16 protein-coding genes are annotated in these 20,259 nt (G+C 60.3%); 9 read left to right on the top strand and 7 right to left on the bottom strand.

Going from position 1 to position 20,259, the window contains the following annotated elements:
* Positions 1-11: 11 nt before the first annotated feature.
* From acnD to WA225_RS24745, 4 genes are all read right to left on the bottom strand, one after another.
* Entirely contained in the window at positions 12-2,606 is a 2,595-nt protein-coding gene (gene acnD / locus WA225_RS24760; protein WP_422610035.1) for a Fe/S-dependent 2-methylisocitrate dehydratase AcnD, read from the bottom strand.
* A 206-nt stretch (positions 2,607-2,812) separates the two neighbouring features.
* Positions 2,813-3,940, bottom strand: coding sequence for a bifunctional 2-methylcitrate synthase/citrate synthase (gene prpC, locus WA225_RS24755; RefSeq protein WP_422610034.1), 1,128 nt, complete (start codon positions 3,938-3,940; stop codon positions 2,813-2,815).
* Between the two features lie 73 nt (positions 3,941-4,013).
* A complete protein-coding gene (gene prpB, locus WA225_RS24750; protein ID WP_422610033.1) occupies positions 4,014-4,907 on the bottom strand; it encodes a methylisocitrate lyase in 894 nt (297 codons plus the stop codon).
* On the bottom strand, positions 4,904-5,626 hold the full coding sequence (locus WA225_RS24745) for a GntR family transcriptional regulator (protein WP_422610094.1): 723 nt from the start codon (positions 5,624-5,626) through the stop codon (positions 4,904-4,906). Before WA225_RS24745 ends, prpB begins: the two co-directional genes overlap by 4 nt.
* A gap of 291 nt (positions 5,627-5,917) precedes the next feature.
* Here WA225_RS24745 and WA225_RS24740 point away from each other — a divergent pair, with 291 nt between their 5' ends.
* The 4 genes from WA225_RS24740 to pabB all read left to right on the top strand — a co-directional run bounded on the left by WA225_RS24740 (position 5,918) and on the right by pabB (position 10,585).
* Positions 5,918-6,454: an ATP-dependent zinc protease gene (locus WA225_RS24740; RefSeq protein WP_053116866.1), complete on the top strand. Its 537-nt coding sequence runs from the start codon at positions 5,918-5,920 to the stop codon at positions 6,452-6,454.
* Positions 6,455-6,459: 5 nt separating this feature from the next.
* Complete coding sequence (locus WA225_RS24735) at positions 6,460-7,995, top strand: inactive transglutaminase family protein (protein ID WP_422610032.1); 1,536 nt, start codon at positions 6,460-6,462, stop codon at positions 7,993-7,995.
* Positions 7,995-8,981 carry an alpha-L-glutamate ligase-like protein gene (locus WA225_RS24730; RefSeq protein ID WP_422610031.1) on the top strand — a complete coding sequence of 329 codons (987 nt, stop codon included), beginning with the start codon at positions 7,995-7,997 and terminating at the stop codon, positions 8,979-8,981. The genes WA225_RS24735 and WA225_RS24730 overlap by 1 nt, the downstream gene beginning before the upstream one ends.
* 260 nt (positions 8,982-9,241) lie before the next feature.
* The gene (pabB, locus tag WA225_RS24725) at positions 9,242-10,585 is read left to right on the top strand and encodes an aminodeoxychorismate synthase component I (protein WP_422610030.1); all 1,344 of its coding nucleotides are present in this window, start codon (positions 9,242-9,244) and stop codon (positions 10,583-10,585) included.
* A gap of 131 nt (positions 10,586-10,716) precedes the next feature.
* Here the strand turns inward: pabB and thrH are convergent, their stop codons facing one another.
* Positions 10,717-11,334, bottom strand: a complete 618-nt coding sequence (gene thrH, locus WA225_RS24720; RefSeq protein ID WP_422610029.1) for a bifunctional phosphoserine phosphatase/homoserine phosphotransferase ThrH — start codon at positions 11,332-11,334, stop codon at positions 10,717-10,719.
* 164 nt (positions 11,335-11,498) lie between these two features.
* Between thrH and WA225_RS24715 the strand changes: the two genes are divergently transcribed.
* The 3 genes from WA225_RS24715 to WA225_RS24705 all read left to right on the top strand — a co-directional run bounded on the left by WA225_RS24715 (position 11,499) and on the right by WA225_RS24705 (position 15,134).
* Entirely contained in the window at positions 11,499-12,233 is a 735-nt protein-coding gene (locus WA225_RS24715; protein ID WP_422610028.1) for a phosphoadenylyl-sulfate reductase, read from the top strand.
* A gap of 578 nt (positions 12,234-12,811) precedes the next feature.
* Positions 12,812-14,350: an NCS1 family nucleobase:cation symporter-1 gene (locus WA225_RS24710; protein WP_422610027.1), complete on the top strand. Its 1,539-nt coding sequence runs from the start codon at positions 12,812-12,814 to the stop codon at positions 14,348-14,350.
* A 55-nt stretch (positions 14,351-14,405) separates the two neighbouring features.
* Positions 14,406-15,134 carry an aspartate/glutamate racemase family protein gene (locus WA225_RS24705; protein ID WP_064116940.1) on the top strand — a complete coding sequence of 243 codons (729 nt, stop codon included), beginning with the start codon at positions 14,406-14,408 and terminating at the stop codon, positions 15,132-15,134.
* 120 nt (positions 15,135-15,254) lie between these two features.
* Here the strand turns inward: WA225_RS24705 and WA225_RS24700 are convergent, their stop codons facing one another.
* Positions 15,255-16,181: a LysR family transcriptional regulator gene (locus tag WA225_RS24700; protein WP_422610026.1), complete on the bottom strand. Its 927-nt coding sequence runs from the start codon at positions 16,179-16,181 to the stop codon at positions 15,255-15,257.
* A gap of 127 nt (positions 16,182-16,308) precedes the next feature.
* On the opposite strand from WA225_RS24700, the gene WA225_RS24695 reads away from it, so the two are divergent.
* Positions 16,309-17,055, top strand: a complete 747-nt coding sequence (locus WA225_RS24695; RefSeq protein ID WP_422610025.1) for a 3-oxoacyl-ACP reductase family protein — start codon at positions 16,309-16,311, stop codon at positions 17,053-17,055.
* Between the two features lie 72 nt (positions 17,056-17,127).
* On the opposite strand, the gene WA225_RS24690 is transcribed toward WA225_RS24695, so the two are convergent.
* Positions 17,128-17,823, bottom strand: a complete 696-nt coding sequence (locus WA225_RS24690) for an HAD-IA family hydrolase (RefSeq protein WP_422610024.1) — start codon at positions 17,821-17,823, stop codon at positions 17,128-17,130.
* Positions 17,824-18,068: 245 nt separating this feature from the next.
* Here WA225_RS24690 and WA225_RS24685 point away from each other — a divergent pair.
* A partial coding sequence (locus WA225_RS24685) for a DUF6531 domain-containing protein (RefSeq protein WP_422610023.1) occupies positions 18,069-20,259 on the top strand: 2,191 nt, incomplete at its 3' end.

Here is a 20,259-nt window from a genome sequence, read left to right as displayed (position 1 = left end):
TGACAGTTGATTTAAACGGCAACCGCCGACTCTTCAAGGAAGTCCTGCGCGAAGCGCTGCAACACGCCGCCGGCCTCGTAGATCGACACTTCTTCAGCGGTATCCAGACGGCAAGTGACCGGCACATCAACGCGCTCGCCGTTGTTGCGATGGATCACCAGCGTCAGGTCCGCGCGCGGTTTGCGCTCGCCGATCACGTCGTAGGTTTCGCTGCCGTCGATGGCCAGGGTGTGACGGTCGGTGCCAGGCTTGAACTCCAGCGGCAGCACGCCCATGCCCACCAGGTTGGTGCGGTGAATGCGCTCGAAACCTTCAGCGGCAATCGCCTCGACACCGGCCAGACGCACGCCTTTCGCCGCCCAGTCGCGGGACGAGCCCTGACCGTAATCGGCGCCGGCGATGATGATCAGCGGCTGCTTGCGTTCCATGTAGGTTTCGATGGCTTCCCACATGCGCATCACTTTGCCTTCCGGCTCGACACGGGCCAGCGAACCCTGTTTGACCTGGCCGTTTTCCACGACCATTTCGTTGAACAGTTTCGGGTTGGCAAAGGTCGCGCGCTGCGCGGTCAAGTGGTCGCCACGGTGGGTGGCGTACGAGTTGAAGTCCTCTTCCGGCAAGCCCATTTTCGCCAGGTATTCGCCGGCGGCGCTGTCGAGCATGATCGCGTTGGATGGCGACAGGTGATCGGTGGTGATGTTGTCCGGCAGCACCGCCAGCGGGCGCATGCCCTTCAGCGGACGCGCGCCGGCCAGCGCACCTTCCCAGTACGGCGGACGGCGGATGTAGGTGCTCATCTCGCGCCATTCGTACAGTGGCGTGACTTTCGGGCCGGTGTCTTCATGGACGGCGAACATCGGAATGTAGACCTGACGGAACTGCTCAGGCTTGACCGAAGATTTCACCACGGCATCGATTTCCTCGTCGCTCGGCCAGATGTCTTTGAGGCGGATTTCCTTGCCGTCGACCACGCCCAAGACATCTTTCTCGATGTCGAAACGAATGGTCCCGGCGATGGCGTACGCGACCACCAGCGGCGGCGAAGCGAGGAACGCTTGCTTGGCGTACGGGTGGATGCGGCCGTCGAAGTTGCGGTTGCCCGAGAGCACGGCGGTGGCATACAGATCACGATCGATGATCTCTTGCTGGATCAGCGGATCGAGCGCGCCGGACATGCCGTTGCAGGTGGTGCAGGCGAAGGCGACGACGCCGAAACCGAGTTGCTCCAGCTCAGTGGTCAGCCCTGCTTCATCGAGGTACAGCGCGACGGTTTTCGAACCCGGCGCCAGCGAGGATTTCACCCACGGCTTGCGGGTCAGGCCGAGTTTGTTGGCGTTGCGCGCCAGCAGGCCGGCGGCGATGACGTTGCGCGGGTTGCTGGTGTTGGTGCAACTGGTGATGGCAGCGATGATCACCGCGCCGTCGGGCATTTGCCCCGGCACGTCATCCCATTGGCCGGAGATGCCTTTGGCGGCCAGATCCGACACTGCAACGCGAGCGTGCGGGTTGCTCGGGCCGGCCATGTTGCGCACTACCGAGGACAAATCGAAAGTCAGGCCGCGCTCGTATTGCGCGCCTTTCAGGCTGTCTGCCCACAGGCCGGTGAGCTTGGCGTACTGCTCGACCAATTGCACTTGCTGGTCTTCACGGCCAGTGAGTTTCAGGTAATCGATGGTCTGCTGGTCGATGTAAAACATCGCCGCCGTGGCGCCGTATTCCGGGGCCATGTTGGAGATGGTCGCGCGGTCGCCGAGGGTCAGCGCCGCGGCGCCTTCGCCGAAGAACTCCAGCCACGCACCGACGACTTTCTGTTTGCGCAGGTATTCGGTCAGCGCCAGCACCATGTCGGTGGCGGTGATGCCCGGTTGCAGCTTGCCGGTCAGTTCGACGCCGACGCTTTCCGGCAGGCGCATCCACGAGGCGCGGCCAAGCATTACGCTTTCGGCTTCGAGGCCACCAACGCCAATGGCGATTACGCCCAACGCATCGACGTGCGGGGTGTGACTGTCGGTGCCGACGCAGGTGTCGGGGAACGCCACGCCTTCACGCACCTGGATCACCGGAGACATTTTCTCCAGGTTGATCTGGTGCATGATGCCGTTGCCCGGCGGGATCACATCAACGTTCTTGAAGGCCTTTTTGGTCCAGTTGATGAAGTGGAAACGGTCTTCGTTGCGACGGTCTTCGATGGCGCGGTTTTTCTCGAACGCCTGCTTGTCGAAACCGCCCGCCTCCACCGCCAGCGAATGATCGACGATCAATTGCGTCGGCACTACCGGGTTGACCTGTGCCGGGTCGCCGCCCTGCAAGGCGATCGCGTCGCGCAGGCCGGCGAGGTCGACCAGTGCGGTCTGGCCGAGAATGTCGTGGCAGACCACGCGCGCCGGGAACCACGGGAAGTCGAGGTCGCGTTTGCGCTCGATCAGTTGCTTGAGCGAATCGGTGAGCGTGGCCGGGGCGCAGCGACGCACAAGGTTTTCCGCCAGCACGCGGGAGGTGTACGGCAGGGTGTCGTAACTGCCGGGCTGGATCGCTTCGACGGCCGCACGGGCGTCGAAATAATCCAGAGGGCTGCCGGGCAGGGTTTTGCGGAATTCTGTGTTCATCGGGTCAGGACTCGGGTCACGGTGGTTGCAAAGGGTGGGGCCAGACACCGACCTCAAAATTCACACTGAACCCTGTGGGAGCTGGCTTGCCAGCGATGCGGTGGGTCAGTCAGCATCATTGTTGGATGTGACGCCGTCATCGCTGGCAAGCCAGCTCCCACAGGGATTTAGGTGAGCTTCGAGATCAGTATTCGGCACTCACCATTTCAGCGACGTTCGATTGGCACGAACTTGCGCTGCTCAACGCCGATGTACTCGGCGCTCGGACGGATGATGCGGTTGTTGGCGCGCTGTTCGAACACGTGCGCCGCCCAGCCGGTCAGGCGCGAGCAGACGAAGATCGGCGTGAACAGCTTGGTCGGAATGCCCATGAAGTGGTACGCCGAGGCATGGTAGAAATCGGCGTTGGGGAACAATTTCTTCTGCTCCCACATGGTCTTGTCGATGGCTTCGGAAACCGCGAACAACACCTTGTCGCCGACTTCATCCGCGAGTTTTTTCGACCAGCCTTTGATCACCTCGTTGCGCGGATCGCTGTCCTTATAGATCGCGTGGCCGAAGCCCATGATCTTGTCTTTGCGCTCGAGCATGCCGAGGGTGCCTTTGATCGCCTCTTCCGGCGACGAGAAGCGCTCGATCATTTCCATCGCCGCTTCGTTGGCGCCGCCATGCAACGGGCCACGCAGCGAACCGATGGCTGCAGTCACGCAGGAATACAGATCGGACAGGGTCGAGGCACAAACACGGGCGGTGAAGGTCGAGGCGTTGAATTCGTGCTCGGCGTAAAGGATCAGCGAGACGTTCATCACTTTGACGTGCAGTTCGCTCGGCTTCTTGTCGTGCAGCAAATGCAGGAAGTGGCCGCCGATGGTTGGCTCGTCGCTGACGCAGTTGATGCGCTTGCCGTCGTGGCTGAAGCGATACCAGTAGCACATGATCGCCGGGAACGCGGCCAGCAAGCGGTCAGTCTTGTCGCGTTGCTCGGAGAAGTCTTTCTCCGGCTCGAGGTTGCCAAGGAACGAGCAACCGGTGCGCATCACGTCCATCGGGTGGGCGTCGGCGGGGATGCGTTCAAGCACTTCTTTGAGCGCTTGCGGCAGGTCGCGCAGCTTGCTCAGCTTGCCTTGGTATTCGGCGAGTTGCGCCTGGGTCGGCAGTTCGCCGTAGAGCAACAGGTAGGCGACTTCTTCAAATTGCGCATCGGCTGCCAGTTCGCGTACGTCGTAGCCGCGATAGGTCAGCCCGGCACCGGCCTGGCCCACGGTGGACAGTGCGGTTTGCCCGGCAACCTGGCCACGGAGCCCGGCGCCACTGAGTACTTTTGCTTCGGCCATTGTGTTCTCCAATCTTTTTAAATTTGTATGGGGAAAACTTGTGGGAGCGAGCTTGCTCCCACAGGGTTTGAATTCAGCCTTTCTTTTGTGCAAACAACGCATCGAGCTTCTGCTCGAACGTGTGGTAATCGATACGATCGTAAAGCTCCATGCGAGTCTGCATGGTGTCGATGACATTCTGCTGCGTGCCGTCGCGGCGGATCGCGGTGTAGACGTTTTCCGCCGCTTTATTCATCGCGCGGAACGCCGACAATGGATAGAGCACCAGCGATACGTCGGCGCCGGCCAGTTGCTCGGTGGTGTACAACGGCGTCGCGCCGAACTCGGTGATGTTGGCGAGGATCGGCGCCTTCACGCGGTTGGCGAACAGCTTGTACATGTCCAGCTCGGTGATGGCTTCCGGGAAGATCATGTCAGCGCCAGCCTCGATGCACGCCGCAGCGCGGTCGAGTGCCGATTCCAGACCTTCCACCGCCAGCGCATCGGTGCGCGCCATGATCACGAAGCTGTCGTCAGTGCGGGCATCGACGGCGGCTTTGATGCGGTCGACCATTTCCTGCTGGCTGACGATTTCTTTGTTAGGACGGTGGCCACAGCGTTTGGCGCCGACCTGATCTTCGATGTGAATCGCCGCCGCGCCGAACTTGATCATCGACTTGACGGTGCGCGCGACGTTGAACGCCGAGGAGCCGAAACCGGTGTCGACGTCGACCAGCAGCGGCAGATCGCAAACATCGGTGATGCGGCGCACGTCGGTCAGCACGTCATCCAGACCGGTGATGCCCAGGTCCGGCACGCCGAGCGAGCCTGCGGCCACCCCGCCACCGGACAGGTAGATCGCCTTGAAACCGGCGCGCTTGGCCAGCAGCGCATGGTTGGCATTGATCGCGCCGACCACTTGCAATGGGTGCTCGCTGGCGACCGCATCGCGGAAACGCTGGCCTGGAGTGCTGTGCTTGGAACTCATGACTCACCTCGTTCAGTGGCTGTCTTATTGTGGGCGCCGTCCTGGTAATGACGGGCGATGTTGCGTTTCGAGGCGCCGATGTGACGGCGCATCAACAATTCCGCGAGCTCGCCGTCACGGTCGGCGATGGCATCGAGAATCCGGTGGTGTTCGGCAAACGCCTGGCGCGGGCGGTTCGGCGTGGTGGAAAACTGGATGCGGTACATGCGCACCAGTTGATACAGCTCGCCGCAGAGCATCTGCGTCAGCGTACGGTTGCCGCTGCCCTGGATGATCCGGTAATGGAAGTCGAAATCGCCTTCCTGCTGGTAGTAGCCGACGCCAGCCTGAAACGCGGCGTCGCGCTCGTGGGTTTCCAGCACCCGGCGCAGTTCGTCGATTTCTTCGACACTCATGCGCTCGGCCGCCAGACGGCAGGCCATGCCTTCGAGGGATTCACGGATTTCGTAGAGTTCGAGCAATTCGGCATGGCTCAGCGAGACCACCCGCGCGCCGACGTGCGGCACGCGCACCAACAGGCGCTGGCCCTCGAGACGGTGGATCGCCTCACGCAATGGCCCGCGGCTGATGCCGTAAGTGCGCGCCAACTCCGGCTCGGAGATCTTGCTGCCCGGGGCGATCTCGCCTTTGACGATGGCCGCCTGAATGCGCCGGAAGACGTTTTCCGAGAGCGTCTCGGCATCGTCGCCGCTGATGACCGGGGGATCGAGTTGATCCAGCATGATTGTCGACACCTTTAAATCCAATGCGGCAAAAACTAGCCAATTCGCCTGCATCAGTCAAAGGATAAATAGGTATTGTCGACAATCGTCTAATAACAGCGCCTGACATCCCCAAGGGTTATAGACCGCCCCCGGCGCTGGCGCCATAAAACCACCGTGCTAGAATGCCGCCCGCATTTGCTGGCCATTTGTACGGCTTGTCATAAAAAGCTGCCAGGCACACGAAGGGTCTTGCGCAAGTTTTGCCAAGGGCCTGAACCGACCACGGAACGCTGCGCACCAGGATTTATGAGACTCAAGCCTTTTCCCACATTCTTTGCCCTGTTTTGCCTGCCCGGCCTTGCCGCCGCGGGGGAAAAAACCGTGTACGGCCTCAACGAATACGCTTCGCTTGACGGCATTAATCTGGAAGTCGCGGCCAAACTCGATACGGGGGCGAAAACCGCCTCGCTCAGCGCCCGCGACATCAAACGTTTCAAGCGCAACGGTGAGTCCTGGGTACGTTTCTACCTGGCGATCGACGCCGCGCATTCGCACCCGATCGAACGGCCGCTGGCCCGGGTCAGCAAGATCAAGCGCCGCGCCGGCGATTACGACCCGGAAGAAGGCAAGAAGTACACCGCCCGTCCGGTGATCGAGCTGGATATCTGCATGGGCACGGCAATGCGCAGCATCGAAGTGAACCTGACCGACCGAAGTGCGTTCCAATACCCGCTTTTGATTGGCTCCGAAGCGCTGAAACGCTTCGACGCGCTGGTCGACCCCAGTCTTAAATACGCTGCCGGCAAACCCGCCTGCACCATCGCCGCTCATACCGCCGAGTAATTTCCATGCGTTCTCTAACCTTCCACCTGAAAATCCTGATCACCATCCTGGTGTTGCTGGGCGTTTCGGTTACGGCCTATCAGATTTTCGTGCTCGGCATCCCGGTGACCGAAGATGCGACCGACGACTTGTGGAACATCGACGCCAAAGTCGAGTTCGTCGCCAGCACCAAGGATCCGGTGAAGATCCAGATGTTCGTACCACCGTTGAGCCGCGACTACGTCAGCCTCAATGAGAGTTTTATCTCGAATAATTACGGCGTCGCCGTGAACCGCGTCGACGGCAACCGCAAGGTCACCTGGTCGGCACGCCGGGCCAAGGGCAACCAGACCCTTTATTACCGTCTGGTGCTGACCAAGCGCTACACCGCTGAAAAATCCAAGATCAAAGGCCCGACCTTCCGCGACAGCATCGCCATCGAAGGCCCGGAAAAAATCGCCGCCGAAGCCCTGCTCGCGCCGATCCGCCAGCACTCCGCCGACGTCGAAACCTTTATTGGCGAGGCGATCAAACGCGTCAACAACCTCAACGATGACAACGTGAAGCTGCTGCTGGCCGGCGATCCGTCGACCGCGCACAAAGCCAAGATCGTCGAACTGCTGCTGTCCATCGCCCACGTGCCGGTGGAAAAAGTCCACACCATCCGCCTCGTTGCCGACCAGCCGCAAACCCCGGAACTGTGGCTGCGCAGCTTCAACGGCAACGACTGGCTGTACTTCAACCCGGAAACCGGCGAGCAAGGCCTGCCAACCGACCGCCTGCTGTGGTGGACCGGCGATGAAAACCTGATCACCGTCGATGGCGGCAAAAAAGCCAACGTGACCTTCAGCCTGAACAACAGCGAGATGAACGCGATTCGTCTGGCCAAGCTGACCGACGAAAACACCGACGCCAACTTCCTCGAATATTCGCTGTACGGCTTGCCGCTGCAGACTCAGCAAACGTTCATGATCATGGTGATGATCCCGATCGGCGTGCTGGTGATCCTGATCCTGCGCAACCTGATCGGTCTGCAGACCCTCGGCACGTTCACCCCGGTGCTGATCGCCCTCGCCTTCCGCGAAACGCAACTGGGCTTCGGCATTCTGCTGTTTACCGTGATCACGGCGCTGGGTCTGTCATTACGTTCGTACCTGGAACACCTGAAGCTGCAAATGCTGCCGCGACTGTCGGTGGTATTGACCTTTGTCGTGGTGCTGATCGCGGCGATCAGTCTGTTCAGCCATAAGCTCGGTCTGGAGCGCGGCTTGTCGGTGGCACTGTTCCCTATGGTGATTCTGACCATGACCATCGAACGCCTGTCGATCACCTGGGAAGAACGTGGCGCCAACCATGCACTGAAAGTCGCGATCGGCACGCTGTTCGCCGCCTCTCTGGCGCACTTGATCATGACCGTGCCTGAGCTGGTGTACTTCGTGTTCACCTTCCCGGCGATCCTGCTGATTCTGGTCGGTTTCATGCTGGCGATGGGGCGTTATCGCGGCTACCGCCTGACGGAGCTGGTGCGTTTCAAGGCGTTCCTGAAGAAGGCTGACGCCTGATGTTCGGTTTCTGGAAGACCTGGAAGGCTCTGGAGGCGCGGGGCATCATGGGCATCAATCGGCGTAACGCCGACTACGTGCTCAAGTACAACAAGCGCAGCCTGTACCCGATCGTCGATGACAAGATCATCACCAAGGAACGCGCCATCGAGGCCGGCATTCACGTGCCGGAGCTGTATGGCGTGATTTCCACCGAGAAGGAAATCGACAAGCTCGGCGAGATCATCGGCGGGCGCAGCGACTTCGTGATCAAACCGGCGCAGGGCGCTGGCGGCGACGGCATCATCGTCGTTGCCGACCGTTTCGAGGGCCGCTATCGCACGGTGTCGGGCAAGATCATTGATCATGCAGAGCTTGAGCATCACATCTCGAGCATCCTCACCGGTTTGTACTCGCTGGGCGGCCACCGTGACCGTGCGCTGATCGAATATCGGGTGACCCCGGACCAGATCTTCAAAAGCATCAGTTATGAAGGCGTGCCGGACATCCGCATCATCGTGCTGATGGGTTACCCGGTGATGGCGATGCTGCGCCTGCCGACCCGGCAGTCCGGCGGCAAGGCCAACCTGCACCAGGGCGCCATTGGCGTCGGTGTCGATCTGGCCACCGGTTTGACATTGCGCGGCACCTGGCTGAACAACATCATCACCAAACACCCCGACACCACCAACGCGGTGGACGGCGTGCAACTGCCCTACTGGGACGGTTTCATGAAACTCGCCGCCGGCTGCTATGAGCTGTGCGGGTTGGGCTATATCGGCGTTGATATGGTGCTGGATCAGGAGAAAGGTCCGCTGATTCTGGAGTTGAATGCGCGGCCTGGGTTGAATATTCAGATCGCTAACGACTGTGGGCTGACGTTGCGTACCCATGCCGTCGAGGCGCGCCTGGAAGAGCTGAAGGCGCGTGGGGTGACGGAGACGGCTGAAGAGCGGGTGGCGTTTACTCAGGAAATGTTTGGGCATATTCCTGCGGTCGAAGGCTAAAAGCTGAAAAGCCCCTCATCGGAACGCCGCCCGCCTATCCCTCTCCCAGAGGGAGAGGGGACTGTCCGAGTCGATTATTCGATTAACAATGACCTGAGATACCGAGCCGAATCCAAGTTTTGAAAAGCCCCCGATCTGCTCCCTTCCCCCTCGCCCCCTTGGGGGAGAGGGTTGGGGTGAGGGGGAGGCTTTTGACTTTGATCTGGCATCGGAGAGGACTACAATCCCCTCCCCGCCTCAACGGCCGATCTGCCCCGCCCATGTTGACCTGTTCCGTACACCCGCTGCCCTACCGCACCAATCCCGCCGACTACTTCGCGGCCATCCGCAACGCCCCCGGCGCCGTGCTGCTCGACAGCGGCCGGCCAAGTGCCGACCGTGGCCGTTATGACCTGCTCAGCGCCTGGCCGCTGGAACAACTGGCGGTGTTGCCGGACGAGAGCGGCAGCCATTTCCTGCAACGGCTGCGCGACAATCTCGGTCGTTTGGGCGAGGCTGATTTGCCAACGGGTTTCGAACTGCCATTCGCTGGCGGCTTGATCGGCTACCTGAGCTACGACTTCGGTCGGCATCTGGAAAATCTGCCGAGCCAGGCCCTCGATGATCTGCAATTGCCGGATGCGCGTTTTGGCCTGTACGACTGGGCACTGATCAGCGATCACCAAGCGGCCACCAGCCAATTGATCTTCCACCCGTGCGTAGTCGATGGCGAGAAACAACGGCTGATCGCGCTGTTCACCCAGCCTCAGACTGAAGCGCTGACACCGTTCAAACTGAATACACCGATGGCCGCCGACCTCTCGGCCGACGATTACCGTCAAGCCTTCGAACGCATTCAGCATTACATCCAGGCCGGTGACTGCTATCAGGTCAACTTCGCTCAGCGTTTCCGCGCGGCGTGTCAGGGCGATCCATGGTTGGCGTACTGCAAGTTGCGCGAAGCCTGCCCGACACCGTTTTCCGGCTTCCAAAGCCTGCCCGACGGCGGCGCGGTGCTGAGCCTGTCGCCGGAGCGCTTTGTCAAAGTCAGTCAGCGTCAGGTCGAAACCCGCCCGATCAAAGGCACCCGACCGCGTGGCCTGACCCCAGCCGAAGATGCGGCCAACGCCGCCGAACTGCTGGCCAGCCCCAAGGATCGTGCGGAAAACCTGATGATCGTCGACCTGCTGCGCAACGACCTCGGCCGCACTTGCCGCATCGGCTCGGTGCGAGTGCCGGAGTTGTTCAGTCTGGAAAGCTATCCGAACGTGCATCACCTGGTCAGCAGCGTCACCGGCGAGCTGGCGGCTGATCGCGATGCGCTGGATTTGATTGCCGGCAGTTTCCCCGGCGGCTCGATCACCGGCGCACCGAAGATTCGCGCAATGCAGATCATTGATGAGCTGGAACCGACCCGGCGCGGTTTGTATTGCGGCTCGTTGCTGTACCTGGACGTGCGCGGCGAAATGGACAGCTCCATCGCCATTCGCAGTCTGTTGGTCAAGGATGGGCAGGTGTGTTGCTGGGGCGGTGGCGGGATTGTTGCCGATTCGGATTGGCAGGCTGAGTATCAGGAGTCGATCACTAAAGTCAGAATTCTCCTCGAAACCCTGCAGAACCTCTGAGGAATGATCGTTCCCACGCTCCGCGTGGGAATGCAGCCCGGGACGCTCCGCGTCCCATCCAAAGCCGAACGCGGAGCGTCCGTTGAGGCATTCCCACGCAGAGCGTGGGAACGAACATCAGGTAGCCAGGCTTACAGGCTGATGTCGCGATTCGACGCCTTGAGGAATTCCTGTTTCAACTCGGCAAACGTATGCACCGCCGGAAACTGCGGAAACTCGCGAATCACATTCTCCGGCGCATGGAACAGAATCCCCGCGTCCGCCTCGCCCAGCATTGTCGTGTCGTTGTACGAATCCCCCGCCGCAATCACCCGGTAATACAGGCTCTTGAACGCCAGCACCGACTGGCGCTTGGGATCTTTCTGACGCAGTTGATAGCTGGTCACCCGCCCGGTTTCGTCGGTAATCAGACGGTGGCAAAGCAAGGTCGGAAAGCCCAGTTGCCGCATCAGTGGCTGCGAAAACTCATAAAACGTATCCGACAGAATCACCACCTGAAAGCGCTCGCGCAGCCAGTTGACGAACTCCACCGCGCCTTCCAGCGGTTTCAGGGTGGCGATCACTTCCTGAATGTCCGACAGCTTCAAGCCGTGCTCATCGAGGATGCGCAGACGCTGCTTCATCAGCACGTCGTAATCGGGAATGTCCCGGGTGGTGGCCTTGAGGGAGTCGATTCCGGTTTTTTCGGCGAAGGCGATCCAGATTTCCGGCACCAACACCCCTTCAAGATCCAGGCAAGCAATTTCCACAAGACACTCCCGTTTGTATTGATTATTTGAGTCGAGCGAGGCCGAACTCTAGCGACTCCACCCCCGGCGCGCAACGCACAGGAGGCCCCGAGCGCGGCTGCTTTTTGTTACCATCGGCCCCATATAGAGCGCCCAGCGCCACCGACCTGTAGGAAGCCGCCCTGATGAGCCCAACGTTCGACGTCGTGCAACTCGCCACGACCTATGCCAACAAATCCGCGCAAGACATCCTCAAACTCGCGTTCGCCGAGTTCGGCGATGAGCTGTGGATATCTTTCAGCGGCGCCGAGGATGTGGTGCTGGTGGACATGGCCTGGAAGCTCAACAAGAACGTCAAGGTGTTCAGCCTGGACACCGGCCGTCTGCACCCGGAGACCTACCGCTTCATCGATCAGGTGCGTGAGCACTACAAGATCGACATCGAACTGGTGTCGCCGGACTACACGAAACTCGAACCGTTCGTGAAGGAAAAAGGCCTGTTCAGTTTCTACAAGGACGGCCACGGCGAATGCTGCGGCATCCGCAAGATCGAACCGCTGCGGCGCAAACTCTCCGACGTCAAAGCCTGGGCCACCGGCCAGCGCCGCGACCAGAGCCCGGGCACCCGTAGTGCGGTGGCGGTGATGGAAATCGATACTGCGTTCTCCACGCCGGAGCGCACCCTGTACAAGTTCAACCCGTTGGCACAGATGACCAGCGAAGAAATCTGGGGCTACATCCGCATGCTCGAGCTGCCGTACAACAGCCTGCATGAACGCGGCTTCATCAGCATCGGCTGCGAACCGTGCACCCGCTCGGTGCTGCCGAACCAGCACGAGCGCGAAGGCCGCTGGTGGTGGGAAGAAGCGACGCAGAAAGAGTGCGGGTTGCATGCCGGGAATATCATCAGCAAGGCGTAAACCTTCTGAATTGTTACGCCATTCCCTGTGGGAGCGAGCTTGCTCGCGAAAGCGTCGTGTCAGTCACTGACTTACGTCACTGATATACCGCATTCGCGAGCAAGCTCGCTCCCACAAGGTCCTTTAGCGACTCTAAAAATGTGTACACACGAATGTCACCATCGGTGCCATTTATGTGTGCACTTTTTTGTTTCCGCGCCCTGAAAAGTTACATCAAGCCTGAACAATCCTCGCTCACGTCTGCCGACAATATCCCCCGCGAAAAATAAATACCTGTTCGAACGGTCAATTTTTAACCAATCACTTTCAACCACTTAGCGCTTATCGATAACTTTTCGAAATGAATACGGCTGCACATAGATCGCTAACTGGCACAAATCTGGCTTTAGTGCATACATGTTTTGTATACAAAACTGCAAAACATACACACTTTCGATCCGCAAGCCTGAAGCGCCCTATCCCGTACAGGCTGCAGATGCCCCGTAACCAGTGATGTTTTCACTGCCGCGACGAAGATTTGTCGAGCCTGACGGCTTATGCACAGTCATCGCGGCCCTGAACATCAGGAGCCTGCCGGAATGCGTACAAGTCTCTCCAACAACATCGCGCTGAATCTGCCTGCCTCTGCCGTTGATCAACCGTTACCCCATGACGGATTGACCGAACCGCTGCAACTGAGCCCCCGTCTGCACAACAGTGATCTGGCGCCCACCAAGGCCGAAGGTCGGCGCTGGGGCAAGTACAGCATCTTCGCCCTGTGGACCAACGATGTGCACAACATTGCCAACTACTCGTTTGCCATTGGCCTCTACGCCCTGGGCCTGGGTGGCTGGCAGATTCTGTTGTCGCTGGGGATCGGCGCGGCGCTGGTGTATTTCTTCATGAACCTGTCCGGTTACATGGGGCAGAAAACCGGCGTGCCGTTTCCGGTGATCAGCCGGATCAGTTTCGGCATTCACGGCGCGCAAATTCCTGCATTGATCCGCGCGGTGATCGCCATCGCCTGGTTCGGCATTCAGACGTATCTGGCTTCGGTGGTGTTCCGCGTGTTACTCACCGCCGTCCATCCCGGATTCGCCGAATACGATCACAACTCGATCCTCGGATTGTCGACACTGGGTTGGGTGTGTTTCGTGGCGATCTGGTTCGTGCAACTGGCGATCCTCGCCTATGGCATGGAAATGGTCCGCCGTTACGAAGCCTTCGCCGGACCGGTGATTCTGCTGACCGTTGCCGCCCTCGCCGCATGGATGTACTTCCAGGCCAACGCGACCATCGCCTGGTCGACCCGCGAACCGCTGACCGGTGGCGAGATGTGGCGCAACATCTTCGCTGGCGGCGCCTTGTGGCTGGCGATCTACGGCACGTTGATCCTCAACTTCTGCGACTTCGCCCGTTCCTCGCCGTGCCGCAAGACCATCAAGGTAGGAAACTTCTGGGGTTTGCCGGTGAATATTCTGGTGTTCGCCGCGATTACTGTCCTGCTCTGCGGCGCGCAATTTCAGATCAATGGCCGGATCATCGAAAGCCCGACCGAGATCATCGCCTCGATCCCCAACACGTTCTTCCTGGTGCTCGGTTGCCTGGCGTTCCTGATCGTCACCGTGGCGGTGAACATCATGGCCAACTTCGTCGCCCCGGCGTTCGTCCTCAGCAACCTGGCGCCGAAGTACCTGACCTTCCGCCGCGCCGGGCTGATCAGCGCAACCATCGCCGTGCTGATCCTGCCGTGGAATCTCTACAACAGCCCGTTGGTCATCGTGTACTTCCTGTCTGGCCTCGGCGCCCTGCTCGGCCCGTTGTACGGGGTGATCATGGTCGACTACTGGCTGATCCGCAAAGGCCGGGTCAACGTCCCGCAACTCTACAGCGAAGATCCCAACGGCGCTTATTACTACAGCCACGGGATCAATTTCCGCGCGGTGGCGGCGTTTATTCCTGCGGCGCTGATCGCCATCGTCCTGGCGCTGGTACCGGGTTTCCACAGTGTTTCGCCGTTCTCCTGGCTGATCGGTGCCGGCATCGCCGGAATGCTTTATCTGATCATCGCCAAACGCCAGCCGCACTACGCCGACGTCAGCGGCGAATCGATCGCCGTCGACAACGTTTGCCATTAATCCCTTGGCGGCCCGGTTTTCGGGCCGCAGAACTGCCCGCTATAAGGATTTCCACATGCGTATTCTCGTGGTCAACGTCAACACCACCGAATCCATCACCGACGCCATCGCCCGCTCGGCCCAAGCTGTCGCATCTCCCGGAACGGAGATTGTCGGCCTGACCCCGTACTTCGGCGCCGATTCGATTGAAGGCAACTTCGAAAGCTATCTGGCGGCAATCGCCGTGATGGACCGGGTGATGTCCTACGACCAACCGTTCGATGCAGTGATTCAGGCCGGTTATGGCGAGCACGGTCGTGAAGGCTTGCAGGAATTGCTCAACGTGCCGGTGGTGGATATCACCGATGCGGCGGCGAGTACGGCGATGTTTTTGGGGCATGCGTATTCGGTGGTGACCACGCTGGATCGCACCGTGCCGCTGATTGAGGATCGGCTGAAATTGTCGGGTCTGTGGGATCGTTGCGCGTCAGTGCGCGCCAGTGGTCTGGCCGTTCTGGAGCTGGAACACGAGCCGCAGCGTGCGCTGGAAGCGATCGTGCAGCAGGCTGAATTGGCGGTGACGCAGGACAAGGCCGAAGTAATTTGCCTGGGTTGCGGTGGTATGGCCGGGCTGGATGAGCAGATTCGTCGACGCACGGGTGTGCCGGTGGTGGATGGCGTGACGGCGGCGGTGACGATTGCCGAATCGCTGGTGCGCTTGCGTTTGTCGACGTCCAAAGTGCGGACTTATGCGACGCCACGGCCGAAGAACATCATTGGCTGGCCGGGGCGGTTTGCCCGCTGAGGTCATCAACGAAAACCGAGTCGACCCATTCGCGAGCAGGCTCGCTCCCACATCTGGAATGCATTTCCCTGTGGGAGCGAGCTTGCTCGCGAATGGTGTCAACTCGGTCCGAAGCCCTACTCAAATCGCACTGAACCGCTGCGCCAACCCCCGCTCCACGAACTGCTCAATCACAAAATCGACAAACGCCCGCGTCTTGCCCGGCAACAACTTATGCTCGGCGTAATAGATCGAAATGTTGCCGTCATCGACATACCAGTCCGGCAACACCCGCTGTAACGTCCCCGCCTCCAGATACCCCACCGCAAACGGCATGCTCACCAGCGCAATCCCCAAGCCTTGCGCCGCCGTTCTGCAAGCGGCTTCGGAATCACTCATGGTCATCCGCGCCTTGAGCATCAACGGCCGACAGTTCTGTGGATTGCGCCCCACCAGTTGCCAGGAACGCACACGTCCGGTTTGCGGCGAGCGGATCAGAATCCCGTCGTGATGGCTCAGGTCGTCCGGCTCGATGATCTCGGGATTGGCCTGTAAATAGTCAGCAGACGCCACCAGGATTCGATGCGCCGGGCTCAACTTGCGCGCGATCACCCCTTGCGGCAGTTCGAAGCCACCGCCGATGGCCGCATCGAAGCCCTGCCCGATCAGATCGACCTGTCGATTATCGAAATGCCAGTCCGGACTGATCGCGGGATAGCGCCGCAAAAACTCACCGAGCAGCGGCACGATGTGCAGGCAGCCAAACGCTGCGCCCATGCTGACTTTCAGCGTCCCCGCCGGAAGCCCTTCGACGCTGGACAGATTGGCCACGGCATTTTGAATGGTGGTCAAACTGCCGCTGACCTGATTCAAAAACAGCTGCCCGGCCTCCGTCAGCGTCAGGCTGCGTGTACTACGCTGGAACAGCCGTACGCCGAGCCGCACCTCAAGTTTGGCCACACTTTTGCCGACGGCCGCCGGGGTCAGGCTCAGGCGTCGCGCGGCTTCGGCAAAGCTGCCGACCTCGGCACTGCGCACGAAGCATTCGATGCTGCTGAAGGTTTCCATGGTCGCCACTATAAACTTCTGGTTTACACAGACTATAGCAACCATGGTCTACACAGTTGTCGATGGCACGCCGATACTCGCCACCAATACCAAGGCATTCCCGCCTTGAACACTCTGGAGATCGAACATGACCACTCAACACCTCAGCGGTAAAGTTGCTCTGATTCAAGGCGGTTCCCGTGGTATCGGCGCTGCCATCGTCAAACGCCTGGCCGCTGAAGGCGCAGCAGTAGCCTTCACTTACGTCAGCTCCACCGCCAAAGCCGAAGAGTTGCAGAACAGCATCACCGCCGACGGCGGCAAAGCCCTGGCGATCAAGGCCGACAGCGCCGACGCCGACGCCATCCGTCACGCCGTCAACGCCACCGTCGAAGCCTTTGGCCGCCTCGACATTCTGGTCAACAACGCCGGCGTCCTGGCCGTCGCACCGCTGGAAGACTTCAAACTCGAAGACTTCGACCAGACCGTGGCGATCAACATTCGCAGCGTATTCATCGCCTCCCAGGAAGCGGCCAGACACATGGGCGAAGGCGCGCGCATCATCAACATCGGCAGCACCAACGCCGACCGCATGCCCTTCGCCGGCGGCGGTGTGTATGCGATGAGCAAATCGGCACTGGTCGGTCTGACCAAAGGTCTGGCCCGCGATCTCGGCCCACGCGGCATCACCGTCAACAACGTGCAGCCCGGCCCGGTCGATACCGACATGAACCCGGCACACGGTGACTTCGCCGAAAGCCTGATCCCGTTGATGGCGGTCGGTCGTTACGGCAAAGCCGAAGAAATCGCCAGTTTCGTTGCCTATCTGGCAGGCCCGGAAGCCGGTTACATCACCGGTGCCAGCCTGACCATCGACGGTGGTTTCGGCGCCTGACCTTTCTGAGTCGCCTGAACGAAAAACGCCGCCGCTCTTTTACAGAGCGGCGGCGTTTTTTGTGTCAGCTGTTCAGGCCCATTCCAGCGCCGGCAAACCACAGGCACTCGGGGTGAAGGCTTTGAGCGTGCGCAGAATCCCGTCAGCGTGTGCGTACTTTTCATCGGCCATGGCCGCATCGGGAATGGCGATGGCGGTCATGCCTGCGGCTTTCGCGGCGGTCACGCCAAACGGCGAATCCTCGAACACCAGACAGTCCTCAGGTGCCACACCCAGTCGTCGAGCAGCGGTCAGGAAAATATCCGGCGCTGGTTTCGCCGCGCCGACTTCCGGATCGTCCGCCGTGACGATGAAATCGAATAGCGCAAACCAGTCGCGGTGCAGCGTGGTTTTCTGCCCGAACGATTGGCGCGACGAGCTGGTGCCCACGGCGATTGGGATGTTGTGCGCCTTGAGGTGACGGATCAGCTCCTCGGCACCGGGCATTGCCTGCGCCTGGGGAAAACGCTCACGCATCAGCGGCTCACGGATCACCAGAAACTCTTCAGCGGTGATCGGCAGATCGAGCGCTTGCACCACATAATTCGCCAGATCGTTGGCACCGCGACCAATGATGTTCTGCTTGATGCTCCAGTCGAAGGTGCGCCCGTAACGCTGGGCAATCAGCGAGGTGACCTCGGTGTAAATGCCCTCGGTGTCCAGCAGCAAACCGTCCATATCGAAAATCACGGCCTTGATCGGGCCGAACGCCTTCAGCGGTGCATTCATCATCGGATCCGTTAACAAAGACATCCCGGCGGCACGCTTGGCGCCGCTGCGCGGATCTGATTAAAGGGTTCAGCAGCATAACGAGCGCGACGGACATTGAGCAACGGGCAATGTCCGTTGAGCGATGAACTACTCGCGGCAATTTAGCGAAACGCCCTACAGGCATTGCCTACTCGCCCGACTTCTTTCCCGTTTGATCCCCCGCAAAGTCCGCGCACCTCTTTTACGTGCGCGAGTGCCTGCCAATGTTTCAACCCGATCGTCTTCTGGCTCTGAACAACAGCATCGGCCTGCTCGTTGTCGCTGCCTTGAATCCCGATAAACCGGATTTTGAAAACCTGATCCATGAGTTTCGCCTGTGCCTGAACAATTACGAGGCCTGGGCCGAACAGTTCTGGACCGGGACCGCGCTGGATGTCGAGCAGGTATTTACCGTCGGCAACGACGTGCGCCTCAGTGTTCCAATCACCACGCGCAAGCCTGTCAGTGCGTCGGTGGTCATGTGCTCGGCCAGTGGGCCGCTGACGCTGGTGCACATGTTCGAAACCGCGCGGTTTGTGCCGATCGGCAACACCCCGGTGACGCTCGAGCCGGTGATTGCCGATGTCGGCGGTGAGCTGACGTTCGGCGAGCCGCTGCACCACACCATCGGCCCCAGCGGCATTCTGCAGGTGACTGACTGCGATCGGGGCCAGCGTTATCGCATCACCTTCTTTCCCGATGTTTCCAGCGACCATGTGCGTGCTCTGTATGCTTCTTACGAGGGTGTCATTGCAGGCCTGGAAGGCTGGCTGCGCGCTGAGTGGGCAGGGTTTCAACCACAGTGGACGGAATTCTCCAGCGCCGGATTTCTCGATCGTTACGGTCAGTTGCAACAGGCCGACTGGCGCGGGTTCGAGAAAGCCCTGAACGGCGTTTGGGACGATATCCAACAGCTCTTCGCCCTGCTCGCTGACTTGCAGGCCAACAGTGAAAAACTGCTGGCGTACCTCAGCGAGGCCGAGCTTGAGGCGTTGTTGAATGCCTCCAGCGACGCCATCGCCAACGGCCTGCTGATCCTCAGTGACGAGCCGTTGCTGTTCATTCATCTGGCCGCGTTCACCAGTTGGCTGAAGATGCTGGCGCCGCAACATTTGGCCGAAGTGGTCGCCGAAGTGCGTGCCGAACTGCTGATCGGTTTTCTGCTGACGGCGTTGTCGGGTGGCGTCGGTGTGCCATTGCGCCTGAGCAGCAAGGTGCTGGCGAAGATCAAGTCGCCGCGCGCACGGGAATGGCTGGCGGCTTCCGCCTTGCGCTTGGCGGAGCTGACGTCTGCGCCGCAGCTGAACAAACACGCGAGCGCCTTGCGGCCGCTGATGCTTCACGCACGTGAAGTCGAGTTGAAACCGACACCGTCGATACCGCTGAACATTCGTCAGGCCGATTCGCTGGTGTTGACGGTGCCGAATCCGGCGCCTGTTGTGCGGGACAAGCCTGGCGGTTCGGCCCGCATGGAACGGCATGAACCTCATGACGATGCCTCGGATCAGGCGAAAAACCCCAACGGCGACAGCACAGATTGCGTACCGCTCACCTGCACCAACGGCTGTCCGGTGTCGATGGTCACCGGCGAGGAACTGCTGACCCTGACCGATGCGGTGCTCGATGGCGTGTTGCCGTTTGAGTTCTCCCGGTTGTATCGCTCGAGCGCCGTCGAGATTGATGTCGGGCTGGGGTTTGGCTGGAGTCATTCGCTGGCGCATCGGCTGGAGTTTGCCGAGGATGAGGTGGTCTGGGTCGACCATGAAAACCGCCGTACGCGGTTTCCGCTGCCGAATGTCGAGCGCCCGGCGATTCACAACAGCCTGTCGCGGGCGGCGATTTTTCTCGGCGATGCGCCGGAGGAATTGATCCTTGCGCTGGCGGGGCAAGCACCACGGTTTTATCACTTTCGTGCCGGGCGGCTGACCGCGATCAGCGATGCGTATGGCAATCGTCTGACCGTGCAGCGCGATCGGTCTGACAGGGTTCAGCGACTGGACAACGGGGCTGGACGCTCGCTGTTGTTGCGCTATGAGCGGGCTCACCTGGTCGCAGTTGATTACCAGCGTTTTGATCCGGCGCAGAACCTTGCCGAGCCTTGGCTCACCGAACAGACCCTCGCCAGCTACCACTACGACGCGCAGCACCGCTTGATCGAAGCGACCAATGCTATCGGCGACAGCGAACGTTACGACTACGACGACGCCCACGTGATTCTGCAGCGGCAGCTCACCGGCGGAGCGAGTTTCTTCTGGGAATGGGAGCGCGCGGGGAAATCGGCCCGATGTGTGCGCCATTGGGCCTCGTTCTCGCAGATGAACACCCGTTACGTCTGGGCGGACGACGGCAGTGTCGCGGTGCATTACGTCGATGGCACCGAAGAGGTTTACGTCCACGACGAGCGTGCGCGGCTGG

Source organism: Pseudomonas sp. (genome assembly GCF_049300855.1).
Classification (GTDB): domain Bacteria; phylum Pseudomonadota; class Gammaproteobacteria; order Pseudomonadales; family Pseudomonadaceae; genus Aquipseudomonas.
This window is presented reverse-complemented; position numbering and strand designations above follow the sequence as displayed.

Excerpts from the sequence above, each read along its gene's own strand:
- acnD (WP_422610035.1), bottom strand. The coding sequence starts at position 2,606 with ATGAACACAGAATTCCGCAAAACCCTGCCCGGCAGCCCTCTGGATTAT.
- prpC (WP_422610034.1), bottom strand. The coding sequence starts at position 3,940 with ATGGCCGAAGCAAAAGTACTCAGTGGCGCCGGGCTCCGTGGCCAGGTT.
- prpB (WP_422610033.1), bottom strand. The coding sequence starts at position 4,907 with ATGAGTTCCAAGCACAGCACTCCAGGCCAGCGTTTCCGCGATGCGGTC.
- WA225_RS24740 (WP_053116866.1), top strand. The coding sequence starts at position 5,918 with ATGAGACTCAAGCCTTTTCCCACATTCTTTGCCCTGTTTTGCCTGCCC.
- WA225_RS24735 (WP_422610032.1), top strand. The coding sequence starts at position 6,460 with ATGCGTTCTCTAACCTTCCACCTGAAAATCCTGATCACCATCCTGGTG.
- WA225_RS24730 (WP_422610031.1), top strand. The coding sequence starts at position 7,995 with ATGTTCGGTTTCTGGAAGACCTGGAAGGCTCTGGAGGCGCGGGGCATC.
- pabB (WP_422610030.1), top strand. The coding sequence starts at position 9,242 with ATGTTGACCTGTTCCGTACACCCGCTGCCCTACCGCACCAATCCCGCC.
- WA225_RS24715 (WP_422610028.1), top strand. The coding sequence starts at position 11,499 with ATGAGCCCAACGTTCGACGTCGTGCAACTCGCCACGACCTATGCCAAC.
- WA225_RS24710 (WP_422610027.1), top strand. The coding sequence starts at position 12,812 with ATGCGTACAAGTCTCTCCAACAACATCGCGCTGAATCTGCCTGCCTCT.
- WA225_RS24705 (WP_064116940.1), top strand. The coding sequence starts at position 14,406 with ATGCGTATTCTCGTGGTCAACGTCAACACCACCGAATCCATCACCGAC.
- WA225_RS24700 (WP_422610026.1), bottom strand. The coding sequence starts at position 16,181 with ATGGAAACCTTCAGCAGCATCGAATGCTTCGTGCGCAGTGCCGAGGTC.
- WA225_RS24695 (WP_422610025.1), top strand. The coding sequence starts at position 16,309 with ATGACCACTCAACACCTCAGCGGTAAAGTTGCTCTGATTCAAGGCGGT.
- WA225_RS24690 (WP_422610024.1), bottom strand. The coding sequence starts at position 17,823 with ATGAATGCACCGCTGAAGGCGTTCGGCCCGATCAAGGCCGTGATTTTC.